The organism is Acinetobacter sp. BZX-2, assembly GCF_055179795.1.
The window spans coordinates 902,348-926,621 of sequence record NZ_CM143686.1; the positions used below are offsets into that span (position 1 = coordinate 902,348).

Annotated in this window: 14 protein-coding genes; 10 read left to right on the forward strand and 4 right to left on the reverse strand. The window is 34.7% G+C overall.

The features are described from left to right. Nucleotides 1–3: 3 nt before the first annotated feature. Entirely contained in the window at nt 4–942 is a 939-nt protein-coding gene (locus tag ACY45D_RS04245) for a TniB family NTP-binding protein (protein ID WP_428854133.1), read from the reverse strand. Next, nucleotides 935–1,567 carry a Mu transposase C-terminal domain-containing protein gene (locus ACY45D_RS04250; RefSeq protein ID WP_463108584.1) on the reverse strand — a complete coding sequence of 211 codons (633 nt, stop codon included), beginning with the start codon at nt 1,565–1,567 and terminating at the stop codon, nt 935–937. Before ACY45D_RS04250 ends, ACY45D_RS04245 begins: the two co-directional genes overlap by 8 nt. 284 nt (nt 1,568–1,851) lie before the next feature. Here ACY45D_RS04250 and ACY45D_RS04255 point away from each other — a divergent pair, with 284 nt between their 5' ends. Beyond that, a complete protein-coding gene (locus tag ACY45D_RS04255) occupies nt 1,852–6,531 on the forward strand; it encodes an RHS repeat-associated core domain-containing protein (RefSeq protein ID WP_463108585.1) in 4,680 nt (1,559 codons plus the stop codon). A gap of 5 nt (nt 6,532–6,536) precedes the next feature. Continuing rightward, the gene (locus tag ACY45D_RS04260) at nt 6,537–6,959 is read left to right on the forward strand and encodes a hypothetical protein (RefSeq protein ID WP_463108586.1); all 423 of its coding nucleotides are present in this window, start codon (nt 6,537–6,539) and stop codon (nt 6,957–6,959) included. 175 nt (nt 6,960–7,134) lie between these two features. Here ACY45D_RS04260 and ACY45D_RS04265 read toward each other — a convergent pair whose 3' ends face one another. Continuing rightward, complete coding sequence (locus ACY45D_RS04265; protein ID WP_463108587.1) at nt 7,135–7,677, reverse strand: hypothetical protein; 543 nt, start codon at nt 7,675–7,677, stop codon at nt 7,135–7,137. Between the two features lie 95 nt (nt 7,678–7,772). Between ACY45D_RS04265 and ACY45D_RS04270 the strand changes: the two genes are divergently transcribed. The 8 genes from ACY45D_RS04270 (at nt 7,773) to ACY45D_RS04305 (ending at nt 22,233) form a co-directional block, all read left to right on the forward strand. Further along, a complete protein-coding gene (locus ACY45D_RS04270; protein ID WP_111035174.1) occupies nt 7,773–7,979 on the forward strand; it encodes a helix-turn-helix domain-containing protein in 207 nt (68 codons plus the stop codon). 189 nt (nt 7,980–8,168) lie between these two features. Next, nucleotides 8,169–8,339 (forward strand): acetyltransferase, encoded by a 171-nt coding sequence (locus tag ACY45D_RS04275; protein ID WP_463108588.1) that lies wholly within the window; start codon nt 8,169–8,171, stop codon nt 8,337–8,339. Nucleotides 8,340–8,576: 237 nt separating this feature from the next. Then, nucleotides 8,577–10,952, forward strand: coding sequence for an EcoAI/FtnUII family type I restriction enzme subunit R (hsdR, locus tag ACY45D_RS04280; RefSeq protein WP_463108589.1), 2,376 nt, complete (start codon nt 8,577–8,579; stop codon nt 10,950–10,952). Between the two features lie 53 nt (nt 10,953–11,005). Next, complete coding sequence (locus ACY45D_RS04285; RefSeq protein WP_463108590.1) at nt 11,006–12,481, forward strand: type I restriction-modification system subunit M; 1,476 nt, start codon at nt 11,006–11,008, stop codon at nt 12,479–12,481. Between the two features lie 15 nt (nt 12,482–12,496). After that, a complete protein-coding gene (locus ACY45D_RS04290) occupies nt 12,497–14,920 on the forward strand; it encodes a restriction endonuclease subunit S (RefSeq protein WP_463108591.1) in 2,424 nt (807 codons plus the stop codon). A 95-nt stretch (nt 14,921–15,015) separates the two neighbouring features. Further along, nucleotides 15,016–16,926, forward strand: coding sequence for a DUF262 domain-containing protein (locus tag ACY45D_RS04295; RefSeq protein WP_463108592.1), 1,911 nt, complete (start codon nt 15,016–15,018; stop codon nt 16,924–16,926). A gap of 520 nt (nt 16,927–17,446) precedes the next feature. Beyond that, the gene (locus ACY45D_RS04300) at nt 17,447–18,148 is read left to right on the forward strand and encodes a hypothetical protein (RefSeq protein WP_463108593.1); all 702 of its coding nucleotides are present in this window, start codon (nt 17,447–17,449) and stop codon (nt 18,146–18,148) included. A 38-nt stretch (nt 18,149–18,186) separates the two neighbouring features. Beyond that, nucleotides 18,187–22,233: a type I secretion C-terminal target domain-containing protein gene (locus tag ACY45D_RS04305; RefSeq protein ID WP_463108594.1), complete on the forward strand. Its 4,047-nt coding sequence runs from the start codon at nt 18,187–18,189 to the stop codon at nt 22,231–22,233. A 63-nt stretch (nt 22,234–22,296) separates the two neighbouring features. Here ACY45D_RS04305 and ACY45D_RS04310 read toward each other — a convergent pair whose 3' ends face one another. Further along, nucleotides 22,297–24,270: a TniQ family protein gene (locus tag ACY45D_RS04310; protein ID WP_463108595.1), complete on the reverse strand. Its 1,974-nt coding sequence runs from the start codon at nt 24,268–24,270 to the stop codon at nt 22,297–22,299. Nucleotides 24,271–24,274 lie beyond the last annotated feature (4 nt).

The following is a 24,274-nucleotide window of genomic DNA, read 5'->3' on the forward strand; positions in this document are numbered from 1 at the left end:
GATTTAAATTAGAATTTCAGTAATTTGAGAAGGATTGAGTTGAAAAATATTTTTTTGAGTCATTGGTTTATATAAGATACTTTTCGAAGCATATGCTTCATGAAAGTCGCTTATTGAAACAACTAGGCGGTTATTGTTCATCGCATTTAAGCAACTCTGGTGTACAAGCTGCATAACATAAGCTTGATAGCCACTAGTCGCTAAAAATATTCGCGTTGATAGATCTTTTGAGCTAATTTCTGGATCAAATCTAATGTTAAAATTCTTTAACATATATATAGAAATTTGCTTTAAAAAAGGTATTAGTGTCGAATTTTCTGCATGTACATCTAAAGTCAGAGGGTTGAGTTTTACAACACATGAGAACCTTCGTGCTAATTGGCTATCAATGAACAGATTGTGTTGAATATTCGGTAATCCGACTAAACATATAGATATTTTCGTTTCATCCGCTAATGTCTTGATCCAGTTCGCAACATTTTCCGAAGTCTTATTTTTTTGAGCGCTTGAGCTGTAAATGTGATGAAACTCATCAAGCATAATCAGTTGTGTTTTGCATTCTTTTAAAAGAATGCGTAATCGATAATTTAATTGCTCACTAGTACCTTTGTGGTCAGTACATCCAAGCTCTTCTAGCATTCTGATTGCTAGGCTCTTGATCGTGATTGGAGATGGGACTGGAAAATAAAAAGCGGGAACAATTAACTTCTCCATATTATCTTCAATAGATTTATATGTTTTATATCTACTTCTAATAAGCTTACATATCGTTGATTTACCAACACCTCCTTCACCAAGCAATAATGAGCCGATAGGACGATTATTCAGGTAACTCATCTGCATACATTCATCAATACAGGTCAAAGCATTTGAAAAATCAGAATGGTGACAAATGAAGTTTCTTAACTTAGAGAGAACTTCAATATTTGTATTATTATTCATCGAAATTAATCTCTTCGTAAAAAAAATCAGTTAAATCTGAAGGTAAATTGTCAGATGTAAGGTGAGGGATATCGTCTATATGAATATTGGATGAACGTACATCAACTTTTTCATCATTTAGACTTGTTAGCTTTAAACGATCTTCCTGCTGTTTAATCATCAAAGGTAAATCATTTTTAACTTGTCTAAAACGTTTATTCTTCTTATTAAGTGTTTGTATTTTTAATAAGAAGTTTAAGCGTGCTAGATATAAAGTCTCTTCATTTTTGATTTCATCAGGATCAAATTTATACTTTTCACGTAAGATTTCCTTTGCTTCTAACCATTCTGATAGAGTTAAATCTTTAGTAGCTTCTGGATAAATTGAGTCTGCTTGTATTAGGTTATTTTTATTGAAAGGATCTTGCACATAAATAGAGCTCAGGTCTAATTGATTAACATAAATGGTAACTTTCTCTTTAAAATTAAAGCCTAATGTGGCGAGTGCTTGCGATTTATATCTTAGACCTTTTAAGTTAATTTGGCCTTTGTTGATTTTATATCGAAAAACTGTCCGACATTTTCTTTCTATTTCTAGTTCAGGAATAGTTAGAACAGGAAATCTTTTAGATGCTTCTCTCCACATTTTTTCAGGTCTTTGCTGTATTTTTATAACAGGTTGTAAGACAGAACAGGCAACGAATAGTAATGTTGCTGCTGGATATAACGAAGATTTCGGGAAAAATCAGGCTCGGTTGATGAATGAGGTTGCCTTAGAAAAAGCCCCTGTTTCAAATATGCCTGTGGTTGCAGATGGTAAATCACATAACATTTCGACTATGCCAGATACATCAAAATAATAAGGCTAATAAAATGATTAATTTCAATTTTCGTAGTGTTGCGATTCTTTTTATTGCTTATTTTTTATCAATGTCTCAATTAATCTATGCGGCACCTGATGTGGTTGCACAAAATTATGCGGCAGCCAACTCACCGGGTATTCAGTCCTGTACAGCTGGTTATGATCTGATGAGTGGAGATGTTGCTTATCAACAACCGTTAATTTCCAGTAAATTGCCCTATTCGTGGAATTATAAAGCACCGTTACGTTTGAATTTATCAGCAGCTCAAACCTTTGCTCAACCCGAAAACACAACAAGCGGTTGGAGTGATAATTACCAATCATCAATTATTATTCAAAATATAAACTCAAAAACAACTCAATATACAAGTTATTCCACGACACCAGATTCATTCAATCCAGGATATTATTGGCTATATACATCAAATCCAATAACAACAGAATTGTCTGCAAAATTAATTATTGCTAGATTACCTGGTGAAACGATTGATACTGTTTTTAAAGAAGAAAAAGGAGGGTTCTCTAGATTATACTCCGCAGATGCAATCCGTGATATGAATCGTTATTCAATAAATCAACTTTCTTGGAATACTGATTTAGGTGAATATGAATTAAATCGTATAAATGGAAATTTGGTTATTACAAAGAATGGAGTTAAGTATACCATTTCAAGTGATAATTATAGAACAGCCCCAGCGACAACATCTTCTAGTATCCTAAATTTATATATAGATAAAACTGGAAGATTACAAACAACCACAAGTTCTTGGTTAGGTTCTAATGGGGGTGCCAATAGATTTAATAGTATAACCAACGTGGCTCGTTATATAGAGACAACGACAACAACATCTGTAGATTTATATCGTGTTGCACGTATTGAATCTCAGGGACGAAGCCTAGATATGCAATATGATGGCTCAATGAATCTGACACAGGTTACTGATAATTTTAATAATAAATTAATGATTGAGCATACCTTTGATGACCCCAATATTGGTAGTGGGCAGACAATTGATGAATCCCGCCTAGTGACTAAGGTCAGCTATGCTGATGCAGGACAGGAAGTAACTCAGGTTGCTGAGTTTAAATACGAGTCATATGATGTAAAAACTCCCAGTACAGGTATAACAGCGAAAGTTTATGCCTTGGTTGAAAGCAATTCGACAGCAGCAGGACAAACGACCTATGTGAACGCATTAACCGAACTGGGAGCCATGAAAGCTTATGTTGCAAGTAAAGGTAGAACAGCTGACAGTAGTTATTATTATCCTGTTTTAAAACAGGTTAAAAATTCACTTTCTCAGATTGTACGTCAGTGGGATGTAACTCAAAATTATGTTTTAGGCAGTGGAAATACTTATTCTACAGCTCAGACGACATTAAGGTCATTTACACCTGATAATGGAACAGTAGCGGACAATACTACGATATATGATGATATTTCTAAAAGTATCAACCTAAACTTTGCACTGGATGGGATAAGTCGGGCGACCACCACTGTACAGACTACTATCAACTCTGACAAAAGTATTACGTTAACGAATACAGGCTATCCTTGTCTGACATCAAATAAAAAGCCATTAACTTCAGCAACTTTTGATACTGCACGCAGCCGTCTTATTCAGGTGATGGATGTCAATGCTAGTAATACAGTCTACACTTATGATAGTCGCAACCGTCTTACATCCACAACAGAAGCAGCAGATACGCCACTGAGCCGCCTGACAACCTACGTCTATGGATTACTGGCTGATGGCCAGCCTAACCCTTATTCCACACCTGAAACCATACAAACATCTAACCTGAAGATAACCAATGTTTTAAATAACCGTGGGCAAATTATTACTCAGACTGAAAGTTCAACACAAGCCGGCAGTACAAGTAAAGTGACTAATTACAGTTACTATGAAGCAAACCTTACTGGGCTGGGGCTGTTAGTCAATGTCGATGGACCACGTGATAAAATCACTTATGCCTATGATGCGTATGGTAATGTAGCCAATATCTCTAAGGTTGTAAGTGGTATTAGCCGAATAACGCAGTATGTGGGCTTCAATTCATTTGGTCAGCCCGAACGTATTGTCTCGCCAAACGGGATGGTAGAAAAACTAGTCTATAATGTTGATGGTACTGTAAAAAGCAAAACTGTAGGTACAGGTGGTGCATCAGGCACTGTCACCGGGCAAACAACCACTTATGGTTATAATGATCTCAAACAGATGATCAGCCAGACCAGCCCTGATGGTGAAGTCGTCACCTATCAGTATGATGTAGCAGGAAGACGCATACAGTCAGTTTTACCTGACGACACGATTGAGAAATATACCTATCATCCAATTGGAACACAGGAAAGTTATAAAAGGACTGACAGTGCAGGAAATGTCTTCAGTGCAATTTATCAGGATCTGAATTTTCAGGGTCGTACTTACAGAATACGGCAAAGTACAGATGCTGGTCAGTATATGAGCACCTATGGCTATGATAACAATGGAAATCTGATTCAGGCAACCAATACACTTGGGATTACAGAAAAATGGACATATGACCTGCTCAACCGTATAAAAACGCATACTGACGGCAATGGTAATACGGATACCAAAGATTACGATACCAATGACAATGTGATTTCAGCAAAAGATGCACTCAATGCAGGGTCAGCACCTTTGACCTACCGCAACGGCAATGTGCTGGTTCAGGAAAACAATACTGACTTTGGTCAAAAAACCTATACTTATAATAATGCCGATCAACTGACCAGGCGTCTGCATGGAACCCGTCAATGTGACTATAACAACATTGATGAAATTGGTCGTTATACTAATTTTGCCTGCAAGGCTAGCAGCGGTTCCACTGATACTGAGCATCAGGTGAATGACAGCTACACCTATGATCAAAGTCGTTATGGGCGGCTTGACAAGGTAACAACCAGTACAGGTTATGATATTGATACCAGTTACAGTTATGACAGCTATGACCGTATTACCAAAAAGACACAACTCAATTATTTCTATAATACTGGGCAGGCATTGTCCGTAGGTTACAGCTACAGTACAGCAGGAAAACTGACTTCAACAACTTTACCGTCAGGCCGAGTAATTAATTATGGACTTAACCTATCCAAGGGACAGGTGACCAGCATCAGTGTATCGGGTACAGTCATCAGCCGCCTAATCAGCTATAACGGTGGCGGTGATCTTGCTGGCCTGTCTTGGGGTGCATCTGGCAATGCCAGTCAGAAAATAAATTATGATTCAATCGGAAATATCAGTTCTATAAGCAACAGCAATACAGCAGGTAATATCAATTATTCTTTAGCTTATGGACGGGATAGTGAAGGCCGTATTACCAGTCTGACCCGTCATGATGGTACGAGGGATGCTTTTACTTACGATAATGTTGACCGTTTGTTGACTGAAAAGCGGACCAATGGTGCAACCAGTGTCTATGGCATAACATATACCTATGACAGGAATGGCAATCGGACCAGTTTAAGGGCGACAGGAAATCATCTGCAACCAGCCACAAATGCAGACTCTACCTACAATAATAACAGGCTAAACAGCTACAGTAAGGATGGTAATGCCCAATATCTGAGTTACACCCCCATGGGCGATTTAGCCTATGGTACTTATGGTGGAGGTTCTTATGACAATGGCGGCAGGCGTAAAATTGAGCATGGAACTGTTGATTATTACTACATGAATTATAACCATAAAAATGAGCGTAGTTTAAGAACTTCGCCCACGCATGGTGTTCAGGCGACAGCTGTACAGTATGTTTATGATGAAAGCAGTCATTTGATTGGGGAATACAACGCTAGTGGTGTGATTGTTGAATATGTCTGGTTGGGGGATAAGCCTGTTGCTGCTATTTACGGTTCAGGTGCAGCAACTAAAATATATTATATTGTCACAGACCATTTGAATACACCACGTCGTTTGATTGATAGCAGTACATCAACAGTTGTGTGGTCATGGGATTCTACAGCATTTGGATTAGGTGATCCTGTAGAAGTAGGTTCAATAAAATTCAATCTGCGTTTCCCTGGTCAGTATTATGACAAGGAAAGCAAACGGTTCTATAACCATAACCGTTATTATAACCCTGAGCTTGGGCGTTATATGGAGCCTGACCCAATTGGGCTTGAAGGCGGCTTGAATCCGTATGCCTATGCAGGGAGTAATCCTGTCATGAATACGGATAGTACAGGATTGGTGTTAGATACTATTCCAGATATTGCATTAGCTGGCTACTCTATATATTCAGCATATAACAATCCTACCTGGCTGAATATTGGTTCTGCAGTATTTGATTCAGCAGCTATTTTTGTTCCTTTTGTTCCAGCTGGAGCTGGATTAAGTGTTCGAACTGGTACCAAAGCAGCAGAAATTACTAAAGTTTCAAATAAAATTCCAGAGCAGTTTTATAAACCTAATGGTGGAAGAGTAGCTGAAGATTTTATTACAACTCACTCAACTAAACATATGTATAATCCTAGTACAGTATCTACCCCGAATAAAACTCAATTCGGTGAGAACATAAATGTACAAGCCTTGCGTGAAGATACAATGAAAAATTATGATGTTTGGTCATCAAATATTAATAGCAAGATAACCAAATATGAAAAAACCTATGATTTCAATATAAGCACTCCAAATACACCAACAGGAGAGATGAGGATATTTATTAATAATCCAAAACCTGGTTCATCTACCCAGTTTCCTTATTTTCCTAGACCTAAGAGATGATAAAGATGAATTATTTAGGACTAGATGTAAAAATTATTGGAGAGGCTGAGGTCTTTGAGCTGGATGGATTGTCTTTCACACAAGCAGCATTTATCTGGCCAAATAGTAAATCAGATCTAAGACAATATATTGGTAATGATGGACTTATTGTCTTTTCTGAATTAGAAAAATCATTAAATGGATCAGGAAGTTATTTAATATTTACTGCTGTTGGCGGAATAGCCATAGAGAGCGGTTGGGATTATGTAAATGTTGAATATACAAATGGTGTGGTTACTTGGGAGTTGTGGGTTAATGATAGTTTAATTAATTTATCATTTGATTTAGCTGAATATCATAGCGAAATTATGGGGCTTAAAGATCGAATAAAGAGCTTGCCTCAAGGGATTATGCTAGAGCCAAGTCAAGTGATTTTCCCTGATGATTAATTAACTATATTGGTTCTTTGGCTGGACAATAGTCCAGCCTTTTACCTTCATCGCTATGCTCTTACCGCTGTACCACCTATAGGCATCATCGCGCTTACAAAAAATAATGGTTTGTTTTGAAGTTGAATTTCCAAAAAGTTAATTTTACTGTGGTCATATTGATGAAAATGACTGGTCAATTGAGTTGAAACTGCTTTGCTCTAAATGATGCTTTTAGTGTGGTCAATTGGTGTGAAAATATCCAAGTGCAGTGTTGTAGGTTTTTAATAATATCTATGATTATTTCTTTCTCATTATTAAGTTTATTAATATTTTTTTTAATTAAAGAAATATAATTATTGAAACAAAAATCAATAGTATTGATATTTTTCTTGATTATCTCTATATCTTTGATTTTACTGTTTTTTATTATAATTTCTAATTGTAGTTCTTCTAATCGTTTTTCTAATGCTTCTTTTGCTTTTTTCTCGCAGTGATATTGCCTAAATTTAGCCAATTTTTGTGTTTCTGAGTAGAGTTTTTCATTATCTTCATAATGAATAATTAGATATTCATAATAAACTAACTCTTTGATTAAAGAGTACGTTTGTTGCTGAATTGAATCGGAATTTGGATTGATTTCTTGCCAAATTCGTTTTGGTCTAAATGCAAATAAAAGTGGATCATTTTCTATGATTTCTAGAAAATCCTCTTTTAGTGGATGATTGAACTCATTCATGAAAACCATACTTTTAATTTTTAAAAGAGGATTATAGTCCGTGGATGTTTAATCCTCAAATAGTGATAGTTCTGTTTTTTGAGCAATTGATTCAAATGACAGAGTTGGCAATAGCGATAGGTCAAAACATACGCAAAGCTAGGAAAGAGAAAGACCTTTCACAAGAAAAATTAGCATTGATGTGCGAACTTGATAGAAGCTATCTGGGGCGCATAGAAAGAGGAGAAGTAAATATAACGGTTTTAAAACTATATGAAATATCGAAAGTTTTAGAGGTTGATATTCGAATTTTGCTTGTCTAATTCAAGATATACGATTTTATAGTTAGAAATTAGAATAATTTTTCTGATAATAGTCTGATGAGAATACTTATTGTTAATCTTTTGAACTATATTGGTTGTACACAGGCTCATATTTTTTTAGATGTAAGTTTAGTTTTTTTATTGGTTTTTTGAATAAGTAAGTATGTAGTTAGTATCTATGAGATTTATATGGAAGATTCAGTTAAAAAGTATGGTGTTAAAGTAGTTCCTCGTCCGAAAATAAAGGCTTCTAAAAAGCTTGATTTGACTGGGAAAGAAGGAGAGAAAATCGTTGAATATGAAACGAAATTGCTTCTAATTCGCCATAAAAAAGCATTCGAGCGTTTAGCTGATTTATAATTATTTCTTTAAATACTTATAGAATGAAAATTGTAGGATTGCAGAAATCCTCATTGTCATTCCAATATACAACAAATTCCAAAGGAATACTGAGTCTGTGCATCTGTACCTCTTTCATCCATTTATTTAACTGTAGGTTGGCCAGACTAGATCCAATAATAAATATGGCATCATAGCTTTTAAAAAAACTTGCTATTCATTATGCTTAGTTTAATTCCAAAAAATTATGGCTTTAGAATGGATAAGAAGAAACTATCTGAACGAGATATATGTAGTAAATTTATCAATCCTGCCTTAGAACAAGCAGGATGGACTGCACATCAAATCCGTGAAGAAGTAACTTTTACCAATGGTCAAATCATGGTACGTGGAAAACTACATACCCGCGGTGAACGAAAACGTGCCGATTATGTTCTTTACTATAAAAAAAATATTCCTCTAGCAATAATTGAAGCAAAAGATAATAACCATAGTATTGGAGCTGGAATGCAACAGGCTTTAGCATATGCTGATTGCTTACAGGTTCCTTTTATATTTTCAAGTAATGGTGATGGCTTTTTATTTCATGACCAAACGGGTCTATTTGGAAAGGTGGAGCAAGAGTTAGGATTAGATGAATTTCCCTCCCCTGAGCGATTATGGAAGCTGTATGAGCAATATAATGGTTTGACTACCCCTGAATCAAAGCAAATAGTCGAATACCCATATTATGACGATGGCTCAGGACGTATGCCTCGTTATTACCAAGTTAATGCAATTAACAAAACAATTGAAGCGATTGCGCGTGGGCAGAACCGCATTTTACTTGTCATGGCAACTGGAACAGGAAAAACCTATACAGCTTTTCAAATCATTTGGCGTTTATGGAAAGCTGGGGCCAAAAAGCGAATCTTATTTCTGGCTGATCGTAATATTTTAGTAGATCAAACAAAGAATAAAGATTTCAAACCGTTTGGTCAGCATATGACTAAAATATCGAACCGTATGATTGATAAAAGTTATGAAATCTATTTATCACTTTATCAAGCAGTAACAGGCTCAGAAGAAGAAAAGAACATTTATAAGCAATTTTCTCCTGAATTCTTTGATTTAATTGTGATTGATGAGTGTCATCGGGGAAGTGCAAAAGAAGATTCAGCTTGGCGTGAAATTTTAGAATATTTTAGTTCAGCGACTCATGTTGGTTTAACCGCTACTCCAAAAGAAACCAAAGATGCTTCCAATATTACCTACTTTGGTGATTCAGTTTATACCTATACATTAAAACAAGGGATTCAAGATGGTTTCCTTGCACCTTATAAAGTTGTGCGTATCGATATAGATAAAGACCTACAAGGATGGCGTCCTGAAAAAGGAAAAAAAGACCATCGTGGGAATGAGATCACAGATCGTATTTATAACCTTAAGGATATGGATAAAGGACTTGTTCTAAAAAAACGAACTGAACTTGTTGCAAGAAAAATCACTGAATTTCTTATTAATACAGACCCTTATGCTAAGACAATTGTATTCTGTGATGATATTGATCATGCAGAACGTATGCGTCAGGCATTGGTTAACTTGAATCCTGAGCGAATTAAAGAAAACCGTAAATTTGTCATGCGTATTACTGGCGATGATAAAGATGGTAAGGCTGAATTAGATAACTTTATTAATCCCGAAGAACGTTATCCTGTCATAGCAACAACCTCCAAATTGATGACTACAGGGGTGGATTCAGAAACTTGTAAATTGATTGTGCTTGATCAGCATATTAAGTCTATGACGGAGTTCAAACAGATGATTGGACGTGGTACACGTATTAATGAAGAGTTTGGAAAAACTTGGTTTACGATTATGGATTTTAAGAAGGCTACAGAGCTTTTTAGTGATCCAGCTTTTGATGGTGAGCCTGTTGTCATTTATGAACCCAAACCTGATGAACCTGTAGTACCGCCTGATGAGCCAGATACAAACGAAGAAGATGATACAGATCGTCCTGACGATGACTCAATAACAGGTAGTGATTCTGGTGATGATGACTTCGGTGGCGGTGATGGTGAGCCACCAAGAAAATTCTATGTAAATGATGTGGCTGTTAGTGTGATCGGGGAACGAGTTCAATTCTATGATAATGATGGAAAACTGGTTACTGAGTCCTTAAAAAATTATACAAGGGAACATATCTTGAAAGATTATGAGTCCTTAGATGCTTTCTTGAGAAAGTGGAAAGGTGCTGATAAAAAGTCTTTGATTATTGATGAGTTTAAGAAGCAAGGCGTGATTTTTGAAGCTTTAGAGGATGAGGTAGGTAAAGATTTTGATCCATTCGATATGGTGTGCCATATCGCTTTTGACCAGCCTGCTTTAACTAAAAAAGAACGTGCTAATAATGTACGAAAACGCAATTACTTTACGAAGTACAATGAGCAGGCACGTCAAGTATTGGATGCATTACTTGATAAGTATGCAGATCAAGGTATTGAGCCTATTGAAGATGTAAAGATTTTACAAATTCCTCCATTTAATCAAATGGGGTCAATCATTGAAATTATTCAGTCATTTGGATCGGTTGAAGCGTATACGAATGCTTTAAAAGAGTTAGGAGATCACTTATATGAGGATGCATCTTAATCACTTGATTGATACAATCAGCGCCAAATTTTTAAGTTTAATGCAGTTATCATATGAGCATTTCAGGAACCATTAAATCCATTCAAGATACCATGCGTGAAGATGTGGGCGTTGATGGTGATGTGCAACGTCTTGGGCAGTTGGTTTGGATGTTGTTCCTTAAGGTTGTTGATGATCGAGAAACTGAACTTGCAGCTTTAGCTTCGTTGGAAGGACAAACTTTTAAATCTCCGATTCCTGAAAAATTTCGTTGGCGTAATTGGGCTGCCAATGATGAGGGTATGACAGGCGATGAACTGAAAGATTTTATTGATAATCAATTGTTCTCTGCATTACAAAATCTAGCAGTTGAAAATGATGATCCTCGCACTCGTGTAGTGCAAAATGTATTTGCTGATGCATATAATTATATGAAATCGGGTGGTTTAATTCGAAAAATTATTAACCAAATTCAGAAAGGTTTTGATTTTAATAAATCTAAAGAACGTCATGCTTTTGGTGATATTTACGAACAGTTATTACGTGATTTACAAGCAGCGAAGAACTCAGGTGAGTTTTATACTCCTCGAGCAGTCACAACTTTCATGGCGCAGATGATCGATCCTCAATTAGGTGAATCTGTGCTTGATCCTGCGTGTGGTACAGGTGGATTCCTTACTTCCGCTATTGAACATAAACGTGAAAATTATGTTCAAACTGCTGAAGATGAGAAGATATTACAAAATAGTATTTATGGAATTGAAAAGAAGCCTTTGCCGCATTTGCTATGTACAACTAATATGATTTTGCATGGTATTGATGTACCTGTACAAATCCGCAGAGACAATACTTTGTCTTATCCTTTGATTTCATGGGGAACAGATAAACGTGTAGATGTAGTTCTGACTAATCCTCCATTTGGTGGTACTGAAGAACAAGGCATTGAGAAGAATTTCCCTTCAAAATTCCAGACTCGTGAAACTGCCGATTTATTTATGGTGTTGATCATTCAGCTTTTAAAAGCACATGGTCGTGCAGCAGTGGTATTGCCTGATGGTTTTATGTTTGGTGAGGGCATCAAAACAGCCATTAAAGAAAAATTAATGGCAGATTGTAATTTACATACAATTATCCGTTTACCTAAGACAGTATTCGCTCCTTATACATCTATTAGTACCAATATTTTGTTCTTTACTAAAGGTAAGGAAACAGAAGAGGTGTGGTTCTATGAACATCAATTACCACAAGGTGTAAAAGCCTATAACAAAACCAAACCGCTTCAGCTTAAGGAGTTCGACACTTTAAAAGCATGGTGGGGGAAAGAATGTGATGGCTTTGCAAGTCGTATAGCAAATGAACAAGCATGGAAAGTATCACTTCAAGATATTATTGGTCGTGGTTATAACCTTGATATAAAAAATCCGCATCAAGTTGAAGAGGATGTAAAAGACCCTGAACAGCTTTTGGCTAAATATGAGAGCCTTGAAGCTGAGGTTGCTAAAATTCGTCAGCAATTAAAAGCAATTTTAGATGAATCTTTAGGTCAATAGTTTGGGATGAGTAAAATGACAGATGTTAAGAAACTCATTACTGAGCATTTAGATATTTGGTTAACAGCGGAAACTGAAAAAAAGTCGGGACGTGGACGTAGTTCAGGTTCTAGTGATTCAATTTATGGTGTTCAAAAGCTTCGTGAGTTGATTTTAGAACTTGCTGTTACGGGTAGATTGACGAACCAAAAAAAGGATGAAGATGCTAAAGAATTGTTAAGTTGTCTTTTAGCTGAACGTGCTGAATTAATCAAACAGAAAAAAATTAGAAATTCAAAAGTAAACTCTATTGATAAGAGCCAGTTTCATGTAGATATCCCTGATAATTGGGAAGTATGCAACCTAGGGTCAATATCTAAAAAATTAACAGATGGATCACATAACCCTCCAGCTAATAATGGTAGCGGTTTTCCAATGCTCAGTAGCCAAAATATTAATGACAGCAAAATTGATTTTGAGAACCCATCCCGTTTTGTAGATCAATCTGGATTTGAAATAGAAAATGCAAGAACAGATATCAAAACAGGCGATGTTTTATTAACAATCGTTGGAACAATAGGTCGGTCGGCGGTTGTGCCTCCACAAGCTCCTAAATTTGTTTTACAACGAAGTGTTGCTGTTATTCAAACGGGTATAAATTCTTATTACTTATCATTATATTTTCATTCACCTTTATGTATAAATTACTTTTTAGAACATGGTAAGGGTACTGCGCAAAAAGGGATTTATTTAAATAAGTTGTCGGATTTACCATTAGCTTTACCTCCACTTGAAGAGCAACAACGTATCGTTTCCAAAGTGTATGAGCTGATGCAACTTTGTGATCAACTTGAACAGCATCAAAATTTAAGCTCAGAAGCACATGATCAATTAGTTGATACGTTATTAAATGTTTTGACTAATTCATCTGATGTTGAAGAGTTCCAACAGAATTGGCGACGTATTTCAGAAAATTTTGATCTGCTATTTACTACTGAATACAGTATTGAACAGCTAAAACAAACGATTTTGCAGTTGGCTGTGATGGGTAAGTTAGTAAAACAAGACCCTAATGATGAACCAGCAAGTGAATTGCTAGAACAAATTGCTCAAGAGAAATTGAAATTAGTAAAAGAAGGTAAAATTAAGAAGTCTAAGCCTTTGTCCGAAATTGATTTAGATAAAGTACCATTTGAAATTCCAGATAGCTGGGCTTGGGCTAGATTTTCTGAGTTAGGAGAGTTTGCTCGGGGTAAGTCAAAACATAGACCACGTAATGATCCAGCTCTGTTTAATCCACCAATTTATCCATTAGTCCAAACTGGTGAGGTTGCTAGAGCAGGAAATATTATTCTTGAATATCATTCAAAATATAGTGAAGTTGGTCTTGCCCAAAGCCGAATGTGGTCTAAGGGAACTTTATGTATCACAATTGCAGCTAATATTGCTGATTCTGCAATATTAGGTTTTGATGCATGTTTTCCGGATAGTGTGGTTGGTTTCACACCAGTTGAGCCATTATACAGCGCTCGATATCTTTTATTTTTCATGAAAACAGCTCGACAGCAATTATTAGAATATGCACCTGCGACTGCTCAGAAGAATATTAATCTTGAAATACTTGAGTCAGTTTATATACCAATACCTCCATTAAATGAGCAAGAAAAAATAATTCAGACTGTTGATGAGTTTCTTAATATTTGTAATGTATTAAAAGATAAAATTAAACACGTTAATAGTATCAAGTGTGAACTTTCAGATGCTTTAGTATCAAATGCTTTAAAAGATTCGAATAGTATTGGTAAGCCCAAAGTTGCCGATAATCTTATTCATTTTGAAAAACCAATTGAGATGGTTAAAAATTCGAAGCAAAAAAGTAGTGATCAAATTGATTTGTTTACAGATGAAAGCGTTGACGATGATTTGAAGCTTTTATCTTTAGCTGCTGAAATCACGTTTCAGTTGCGTACAGAGCCGACTTTTGGTCATTTAAAACTACAAAAATTGATCTACTTATGCCAACAGTTAAAGCATATGGATTTGGCTGCTGATTTTAAACAACATGCCGCTGGTCCCTATGATCCAGTTATGGCTCGTTATTTAGATAAAGAGTTTAAAGATCGTGAGTGGTTCAGTTACGATCCTAAGCGAGACTTAAAGTACAAACCTCTCAGTAGATGTAATGATCATAGATCAGCATTTAGTAAGTATTTTGCTAAAGAAACATCAGATATTTATGTGCTAATCGGACTTTTTAGAACAAGCAAGTCTGATCATATAGAAATTGTGGCAACAATTTTTGCCTGTTGGTTACGTTTGTTAGAGAAAAAACTACCTGTTGCTGAAGAGCAACTTCTGAAAGACTTTTATGCATGGTCAGAAGAGAAAAAAGAATTTAGCCAAAATGAAGTGTTGAATGGGTTGAAGTGGATGAAACAGAATTCAATAGTTCCGCTTTAACTTAGTTAAAACTTTATAATTAATCTAAAGCACATTTATAAAATGTGCTATTTTTTTATTATCAAATAAATCACTAACTTAAAATCGGGGAATAAGTGTCTAGTCTTTCAAACAAAATAGAGGCATCTCATAAAACACTATATCAGGTATTAAATGAGCAAAAATATTCTGTTGATTATTTCCAAAGAGAGTATTCTTGGCAGAAAATACATATCCAACAACTTGTAACTGACTTAACATCAGCATTTTTAAATGAATATACGCAAGGTGATGCACGCAAAGATGTCCAAAATTATAATAGCTATTACTTAGGCCCGTTTGTTGTTTCAGCTTCTGAAGATGGTAGTTTAAGTATTATTGATGGACAACAGCGGCTAACTTCACTAACACTTTTCTTGATTTTTCTAAATCATTTTCAAAAAGATTTAAATGAAAATTTAACAATATCGTCTATGATTTTCTCTGAAAAATTTGGTGAGAAAACTTTTAATATTCAAGTTGATGAACGTCTAGCTTGTTTTAATGCTTTATTCGAGGATGGGAAGTTTACGGGTACTGATTCAGACGAGTCTTCTTTGAACATGGCTGCGAGATATGAAGATATTACCGAAGTCTTTCCAAATGAGATTACAACCTGTTTCGCTAACTTTATTGATTGGCTGAAAGAAAAAGTAATATTAGTTCAGATCACAGCTTATTCTGATGAAAATGCTTATACAATATTCGAGACGATGAATGATCGTGGTTTAAATTTAACTCCATCTGAGATGTTGAAAGGTTTTCTACTATCGAAATTTAGTGATAAAAATAAAAGAAAAAAAGCAGATGAATATTGGAAGTCTGAAATTCAAAACCTTAAATCTTTTGATAAAAATGAAGATCAAAAATTCTTTCAATCTTGGTTTCGAGCGCAATATGCCGACACAATTAGACAAGGTTCTGCGGGATCAAAAAATGAAGACTTTGAAAAAATTGGAACACGTTTTCACAGTTGGTTAAGAGATAATCCTGAAAAAGTTGATCTTAATAATTCAGATACAGAATCTTATGAGTCATTTGTAAATGTTAGATTCAAGTTTTTTCTAAAAGCATATTTAGTTATTTTAAATGCTCAAAAGAATTTAACTGAAGGTTTGGAACATGTCTTTTATATTCATAGATGGGGGATTGCACCAACTCTAAGTATTCCATTAATGTTAGCACCTTTAAAATTGACAGATGATATGACTGTCGTAAAACAAAAAATAGATTTAGTCGCTCGATATATAGAGACTTTTTCTGTAAGACGCTCTCTCAATTTTAAATTGTTTTCGGCTACATCTATTCGTTACACAATGTATAGCCTAGTCAAAGAAATTAGGCAGCAAGATTTTCAAGAGATTAGAAAAATTCTTTCCGAAAAATTAGCCAAGATGGATCAAAAAATTGATGGTGTTCTTGGTTTTAGATTACATGGACAAAATTATAGATTTGTAAAATTTCTATTAACTAGAATTACTGTTTTTATTGAACAAATTTCCGGTATGCAAACTAATTTTGTTCAATATTATGAACCATCAAAAGGTAAACCATTTGAGGTTGAACATATTTGGGCAAATAAATATGAGCGCCATCAAGGAACTTTTGCTGATAAGCGTTCATTTGAAGATTATAGAAATCGTATAGGTGGCTTGATACTACTTCCAAATGGAACTAATCAATCATTTAAAGATATGTTTGTTCATGAAAAAATTCCTCATTATTTGAAAGAAAACCTTTTAGCACAGTCTTTAAATGAGGATGCATATATTAATAATCCAAATTTTACTAATGCTAAAAATGAATTCAAATTGAGTTTTCAATCTTATAAGGTTAAGGTATTAAAAAGTCCTGATAATAAAGAGCTATTCGTTAAAGACTATCTTGATCAAAGACAAAGATTGTATTTAGAGATTTCAGAGAAAATTTGGGGTGATTTTTGGAAGTCAGATTCTCTAAATGAATTCCATACACCTAAGGATTTGTAATTATATTGCAAGCTTAATTTTTAATTCAAAAAAATAGAGCCATTAGGCTCTATTTTTTTGAATTAATGTAGTTGATGGAATTTGTAACAATCTCGAAATATGTGTCAAAAATCTCGCATTATCTGTCATTCAACGCTTTCGTCACGCGACACATAAGTTGTCATTTTCCATTCCAGAAATTCAAAAACTTAGCAATCTTTGCGACACATAATGACACTTGGATGCGACACATCCAATGACATTTTGAGAAGAAAACGACACATCTTGTGTCATTTTAATAAAAGTATATAAATTAATGAAAAACAATAGTTATGAAATTTATGTTAACTAATATTAAATAGTTTTAACTTTTTGTTAACAAAGTATCAATATGTATCTATCATAGACGTCGAAAGAATACTAATGCCTAATCTTTGTACGACAAATTTTGTCGTGGGACTGGTACTTTCATCTATTCAAAAAAATGCTTCATGCTAATATTTCATAACTAATTTTACTATAACTTTAAAGAGAGAAAACTATGTCTAATAATGTATGGACAACAACGATCATGTTTGATGAAAACTATCGGGTATTTGATTTATCTTTTCCAGGAATATTTGACTATGCTGAACTTTATAAAATTAAAGGAGATTCAGAGGAAGAAAAAAATAAAAGAAATATAATGCGTCAAGCTAAAATAGAAATAGTTGACAAATACCATTTAAGTGAAAAAATAGCACCTGTGAATGCGCCTACTATTCTATATGCGCATGGTTTTGGAAAAACAGTTAAATTACCTAGTTTTTTTCGTACTCAAGATGGCTTTGTTATTGTCACTGAAGAGTGCGCCAATGTACTGAAAAAGTTTCGCTTAGGTGAAAGCACACTCTATCCCTTATCTTTTTTTGATATTCAATTAAATGAACCTGTCAATGAACAGACCTATTATTTTTTCAATATTGCTGAGTTACGAAGCTATTTGCGTCCAGAATATTGTACAAAAGATTTAGACAAACATTCTTATACCAAGCATAAAGACTATCAACTTTTCAAATTATATCATGCTGATTATGCTGATTATGCTATCGCAATTGCAAAAGAGGCCACAACATGTGATGTCGATTTATGGCAAGACCCGGAATTGAATCATTCAATTTTTATGTCGGATGAACTTAAAAAAGCGTTAGATGATGCGCAATTGAGTGATGCGTGGCAATTATTTTTATGTGACCTTAAATAAAAACAGATAAAAAATAAACAAAATTAGGAATAATCAACATGGCTACTTCTTTCCAAGTACATCACATATTACCTGTCCAACTTTTCAATTCGGAGTTTAATGAGAAACTAAACAATATTTTAGGAAATGAGATATCAGAAGATAAAAATAAAAACTTAGCGCTACAGTCCTATAATAATCGCATTGCTTTATATTCAGATGCTGACCGTGCCGAGATGGCAAAAGCTTTACAGGACAGCGGACACCCCATATCAGATAGTCCGATTGGTGCATCGCAACACTATACCAGCCATTCTGATTACAATAAGGCTATTATAAAATGGGTTGAAGACAAGATTTTTGATAGTAGTTTAAGTGATAGTCAAAAAAAACTTGCGATTCTTGATTTACAGACAACGCTAAAAGAAGGACTAAGCACAGGTGAAATTGTCCTACATGGCGATGATGCTAAACAAAGTATCAATAATTATCTAGCTCAACATGCAATAACGGTTGAGCAATTAAAAGATAGTAGCGATCCACGCTTTAAGCAGGCAGAAGCACGATTAGAAACATATGCAGAAAACGACATCAAATATGCAAAAGTTGCTAATGAAACTGTGACAGTTGATAGTGAAGGTAAAACAAGTGCTGGAAATGTAGAGTTTACCAAAACAGCTATAGCTGAAGCTATTGAGATAATAAAAGCACAATCTTTTGATTCTATTCCTTTAACTTTGGACATGAAAAATGATTTAGAAAAATTGCTTAATGGGGAAGCATTGACTGATGCAAGTAAAAAACAAATCGTAGAACATTTTATTCACGCCAAAGCATATGCAAATGGTATCACCACAATACCGCCCTCAGATAAATATGAAAAGTTGGTAAATTCATCTGCTGATCTCACCCAAAACCAACAAAAAACCAATCAACTCACAGACGCTTTAAAAAATAATGGTCTTTCTGATGCAAAAAAATCAGATATTCAAAGTGAAATTTCAAGGTTACAAGGTGAAAAAGTCATTATTGATGCAGAAATTGCAAAAATTCAAGGTACTCCAGAAACACATATTGTCGATGTAAATCTTGGAAAATTTGGTCAAGGCGGAGCTATAGACATTCAGGTCTTTGGAGATGCTCTAAGTAAATCCATGCAAATTGTAAATGGAACTATTGAAACGATTCGACAAGATACACAGCAAATTATTAAAAATAACATGCTGCAAGTCGAAAATGGTCAAATTAAAATTAACCCTGAAATGGCAGATAACTTAGGTAAATATCTAAAAGACAATCTCTTTGGTGGAAAAGTCGGTGCAGGCGTCATGACTGCTGACTTCCTAAATAATACCTTCGAAGGGTTGGTGGTTGGACTCGAAACGGGCAATTGGAAACCATTCCAAGAACAAGCAAAAGAATATGGGCCCCAAGCTGTTATAGGAACAATAATATTTGCTGCGGGGGCAGAATTGATCCCTGTTGTTGCAGGATTACTTGGTGTACCTGTATTAGGTGAGGTTGTTCTAGCAGGCTTGCTTATTTATGGAGCTTATCAAGGTGGTAAAGCAGTAGGAAGTTTACTGTATAAACTTTACAACCACATTGCCGAAAATGGTATCGACTTACCTTTTGGACTAGATAAATTATTTGATCCAGATAATATTTCAAAATGGGTTGATGACGTAACTCCTGATTTTATAAAGGATTGGTTTGGTCTAAACCGTGAAGGGCATCATTATTACTATGATCCACTTATTTTAGATTTAGATGGAGATGGTATTGAAACAGTTGCACACAATAAGTTGAATGGCGCACTGTTTGATAATGATGCTGATGGTCTTAAAACTGCTACGGGTTGGGTCAGTCCAGATGATGGATTATTAGTATTTGATCGTAATCGAGATGGGATTATCAATGACGGTACAGAAGTCTTTGGTGATAACACGAGTCTCAAAAATGGTGAGAAAGCAAAACACGGTTTTAATGCATTAGCAGATTTAGATACAGATAAGAATGGAAAAATTGATGCCAATGATGAAGATTTCAATAAACTAAAAGTTTGGAGAGATTTAAATCAAGATGGTAAAAGCCAAGAAAATGAATTGTTGAGTTTAAGTGATTTAGGAGTTAAGTCGTTAAATGTAAATTATCAAGATACAAATACGGCTTTGGCTGGAAATAACATTCTGGCTCAAGTTGGTTTGTATGAAAAAACGGATGGCACTACTCACACAATGGGTGATGTTAATTTTAGTTTTGATTCAATTTACAGTGAATTTACAAATAAAGTTGAGGTAAGTAAAGAAATTGAAGATTTGCCAGATTTGAAAGGGTATGGTCGAGTTCGTGACCTCCATGAAGCAATGGCTCAATCCTCTAATTTAGAACAACTAGTAAGACAGTATGAGTCTGCTCAAACTACAGAAGCACAAAAAGAATTATTACCTACATTATTAAAAGCATGGGCTAAAACAGATCCTTCTTATCATGAGTATACAGAAGGACTATGGGAGTCAATGGTAAGTTCGAATGGGCAAGGTGTTGGTATTGCTGGTGGAAATAGAGGTCCAACGATTAGTTTTGATCAAGTTGATCCTACGATTCAATCTGCTTTTAATGCAGCTAAATCTAAAGTCGGTGTTATTGATTCATTCATGGGAACTAAGACCGAAAAGCTTTTCTATATTCGTGAAGAAGATATCATTAAAACCACTAACGCAATTAATAGTATCTATTCTGATATTACTTTCTCTATCTACAAAGGCTTATATGGGCAAACAGCAATTTATAAGAATTATGCAGATGAAATAGAGAAAGAATGGATATTAAAAGATAACGGTGATATTGGGTATATTCAGAATTTTAAAAATGTAGAGCAGCTATTTGAGGACAAATTCTCATCTGATATTAAGAATACATTCATTGAGTTAGTTGAATTTACAGATCATATCGCTAATGTTTACCGTGATGTTCCTAAGAAGGGATTCGATGGACTTCAATCGCTTATTTTTGAGAATTATGAAAAGTTTGATGATAGTACATTAGTTGAAATCAATACCTTTCTTACTAAATATTCCACAGCATTTGTATATATTGGCGGTACAAGTGAGATAGATATTTTAAAAGGAACGTCTAAATCAGAAATGTTATTAGGTGCTGCAGGCAATGATAATCTGAATGGTGGCGGTGGAGATGATACGCTTTCTGGTGGCACAGGTGATGACATCCTGGATGGCGGTGACGGAGTTGATACGCTTTTTGGTGGTACGGGAGATGACAAGCTTTATGGTGGTGCTGGTATAGATACCTTAAATGGTGGATTAGGAAACGATTATTTAGATGGTGGCTACCAAGGGGATACGTACATCTTCTCGAAAGGCCATGGTCAAGATACAGTTTCAGACTACAGCGGTGGACAAACAGGCGAAGATATTCTGAAGTTCACTGATGTTAACTTTACAGATGTTAAATTCACCAAAGATACAAATGACTTACTGCTCTGGGGTTATTCAGACGGTGATAGTGTCCGTATAAAGAGCTTCTTTAGTAGTGCTTATTACGAAATAGAACAATTTGCATTTGCAGACCAAACGGTCACGATCCAAGACTTTAAAGACAAAGGCATGACTTTCCACGGTACATCAGGGAATGACACAATCAATGTGTGGGCAGGAAAGAGCTATGCACTGGGTGGTGATGGCAATGATATCTTGAATGGTAATATTGGAATAGATTATCTAGAAGGTGGAGCAGGTGACGACAAGCTTTATGGCGGTGAAGGTTCTGATACTGCAATCTTTAAAATTCTTCAAGGTTTTGAAAGTGATGCAATTGGTGGAAATGGAATAGATACTTGGGGAGATTTTAATCTAAGTCAAGGTGATAAAATTGACATAGCTAGTTTATTAATTGGTGAAGTTAATAAGACCAATTTAAATCAATTTATTTCATATGAAAAAAATAGCACTACTGTTACTTTAAGTTTAGATAGAGATGGAACTGGAACTAATTACGAGAGTAGTAAATTTTTAGTTTTAAATAATCAATCAAATGTGAATACTAAATTGGATGATTTAATTAAGGCCGATACATTTATTATTTGAGTTGGGTTATAAGTTTCTACTTTGATATAGGGTTGTAACTAAACAGCCCTATTTTTTGATAGGCTATTTAGTTATAAAATAATAATCTTTTATTTGGTATACATCCGCTTTTTTAAACATTCTAACTTTTTTATCTGTTTTACCTAAATAATAAGGTGTTATAAGACCTTGGCTCTGTAAGTTAGTGATATGAGAGTGACGCATTCCTAAGAGAGCACTTGCCTCAGCGCCTGTAATAAAGCCCTCTTTTAGCTTCAAAATTGCAGCTAATTCATTTTTCTTGATAAGTTTCCAATAGATTAAATCCTCAATGTTTAAGAATCCCGTATCACACCAATATTTTTTCATCCAATTGACAGGGCAGTTCAATTGCTTTGCAGCATCAAGGTAGGAAGTAAATTCATCACTTAGTAGTTTGTTTTTAAGATTTAACAGGGAGCAAGCTTCAATCTGAACAGATAAAGGGTTGTTCTCCTTTTTCCTAAGAATGCCTTTTTGAACAAGTACAGCTACTTTATTTGAGCTGATTTCTAATATAGATGCAGCATCATTTAAAGAGTAATAATCTGTTCTTTGAAATACAGTTTTTGAGGTATTTTTTTGCCTTCCAGAACGAGTCGGATAACCTTTAATCATAATTAAGTCATCTGGCTTTATATCTTGGACATCAGTCTTTAAAAAAATATTTATTGCAGTTGAATCTATATGTGGACCATTAGTAGGAGTAATACCTAAAGCCCCTAATTTTTCCACTAGATTAGTTGGAGATGCCTTTAGCTGTGTTGCTAGTGGACTAACGAGTATGTAATTTTCTTTGAATTCATTCACCTTTTCTTTTGAATATTTTTTGAAAGTCTGTGGTATTTCATTTGTATTCTCTAATTTGAACCATCCAGCTTTTGCTAGTTTTCTAGCAATGTCATAATTGATATCTAACAACTTAGCAACATCCTTTAATTGCATACTATTATTGTCTACGGGTGCTTCGATGCTAGTGAGAAGTGCTGATTTAGGCTGAGAATATGTATCAATTAAGAAGAGTTCTATGTCTCTGCTAGCAATATCTCCTTTGTAGAGTTCTTTCTGTCCAAGGTTCAAAAAGTCATTTTCTATCAATTTCTCAAACTCAAATCGAGAAATATTCAAGATTAGTTGTATTTCATAATTTCTAAGATTTTTGGAAATACTATTTTCACTAATTCTATATTCTGAAGAATTCTTTTCGGTGATTTTAATATGCTTGTTGAAAAGTTTTTTATGTTTTAGAAATGGTAACAATAGAATACGTGGATGAGAATTCTCACTTCTACTGTTAATATTTTCACTTAATTTTATGGCAGAAGTCTCTGGGTCAGAAAAATATTCATACACTTTAAAAAAAATATTTTCATTTGTATTGGAATTATCATCTTTTAAGAAAGAATTGAATGCTTTCCAGCATGATGCAAAATCTGAAAAAACTTCATTTGAACTATGCGTAAGTATGTCAAGAAACCAATAGATACTTTCCATTGATTTTACTTTTTGTACAGGTCCTTTATCTAATTTAAAACCGCAGCGAGAACAGTTTAGAACCCCTGTTTTGGGGAGAAGAAAACTCTTACATTCAGGACAAGAATCAATTAACAAACAAGAATGTATTGGACATGCATGTAGAGGCTTTAATGTCCATATTTTTCTAAGATATGCTTTTTCAAAAAGACAAGTAGGACAGTAGCGTAAACCTTCTAATTCTAATAATTCATGGGGGACTTCAATTGTTCCAATCATTATAGGAGATCTATTGGTTGGCCTTGATCTTTCAAAAGCTAGAAATTTATAAGAACTATCAAGATTTAATACTTCTAACACTTGAGTGAAGCGTTTCATATCAGAAATATGATAATTCAAAGACTGACGAATGATAGATTTATACTTTTCTTTGCCTATTAAATTAAAAATTGAACTATGTGCATTGAGTTCTGCTGTTCTTAACAAGAAACTCATTGGTGACTCATCTTCATGAGGTATTGCTTGTATTAAAAGAGGATTTTGCATAATT

Coding starts and splice junctions, on each gene's coding strand:
- ACY45D_RS04270 (WP_111035174.1), top strand. CDS start 7,773: ATGACAGAGTTGGCAATAGCGATAGGTCAAAACATACGCAAAGCTAGG.
- ACY45D_RS04300 (WP_463108593.1), top strand. CDS start 17,447: ATGTCTAATAATGTATGGACAACAACGATCATGTTTGATGAAAACTAT.
- ACY45D_RS04275 (WP_463108588.1), top strand. CDS start 8,169: ATGGAAGATTCAGTTAAAAAGTATGGTGTTAAAGTAGTTCCTCGTCCG.
- ACY45D_RS04265 (WP_463108587.1), bottom strand. CDS start 7,677: ATGAATGAGTTCAATCATCCACTAAAAGAGGATTTTCTAGAAATCATA.
- ACY45D_RS04245 (WP_428854133.1), bottom strand. CDS start 942: ATGAATAATAATACAAATATTGAAGTTCTCTCTAAGTTAAGAAACTTC.
- ACY45D_RS04285 (WP_463108590.1), top strand. CDS start 11,006: ATGAGCATTTCAGGAACCATTAAATCCATTCAAGATACCATGCGTGAA.
- ACY45D_RS04290 (WP_463108591.1), top strand. CDS start 12,497: ATGACAGATGTTAAGAAACTCATTACTGAGCATTTAGATATTTGGTTA.
- hsdR (WP_463108589.1), top strand. CDS start 8,577: ATGGATAAGAAGAAACTATCTGAACGAGATATATGTAGTAAATTTATC.
- ACY45D_RS04255 (WP_463108585.1), top strand. CDS start 1,852: ATGTCTCAATTAATCTATGCGGCACCTGATGTGGTTGCACAAAATTAT.
- ACY45D_RS04305 (WP_463108594.1), top strand. CDS start 18,187: ATGGCTACTTCTTTCCAAGTACATCACATATTACCTGTCCAACTTTTC.
- ACY45D_RS04260 (WP_463108586.1), top strand. CDS start 6,537: ATGAATTATTTAGGACTAGATGTAAAAATTATTGGAGAGGCTGAGGTC.
- ACY45D_RS04250 (WP_463108584.1), bottom strand. CDS start 1,567: ATGTGGAGAGAAGCATCTAAAAGATTTCCTGTTCTAACTATTCCTGAA.
- ACY45D_RS04310 (WP_463108595.1), bottom strand. CDS start 24,270: ATGCAAAATCCTCTTTTAATACAAGCAATACCTCATGAAGATGAGTCA.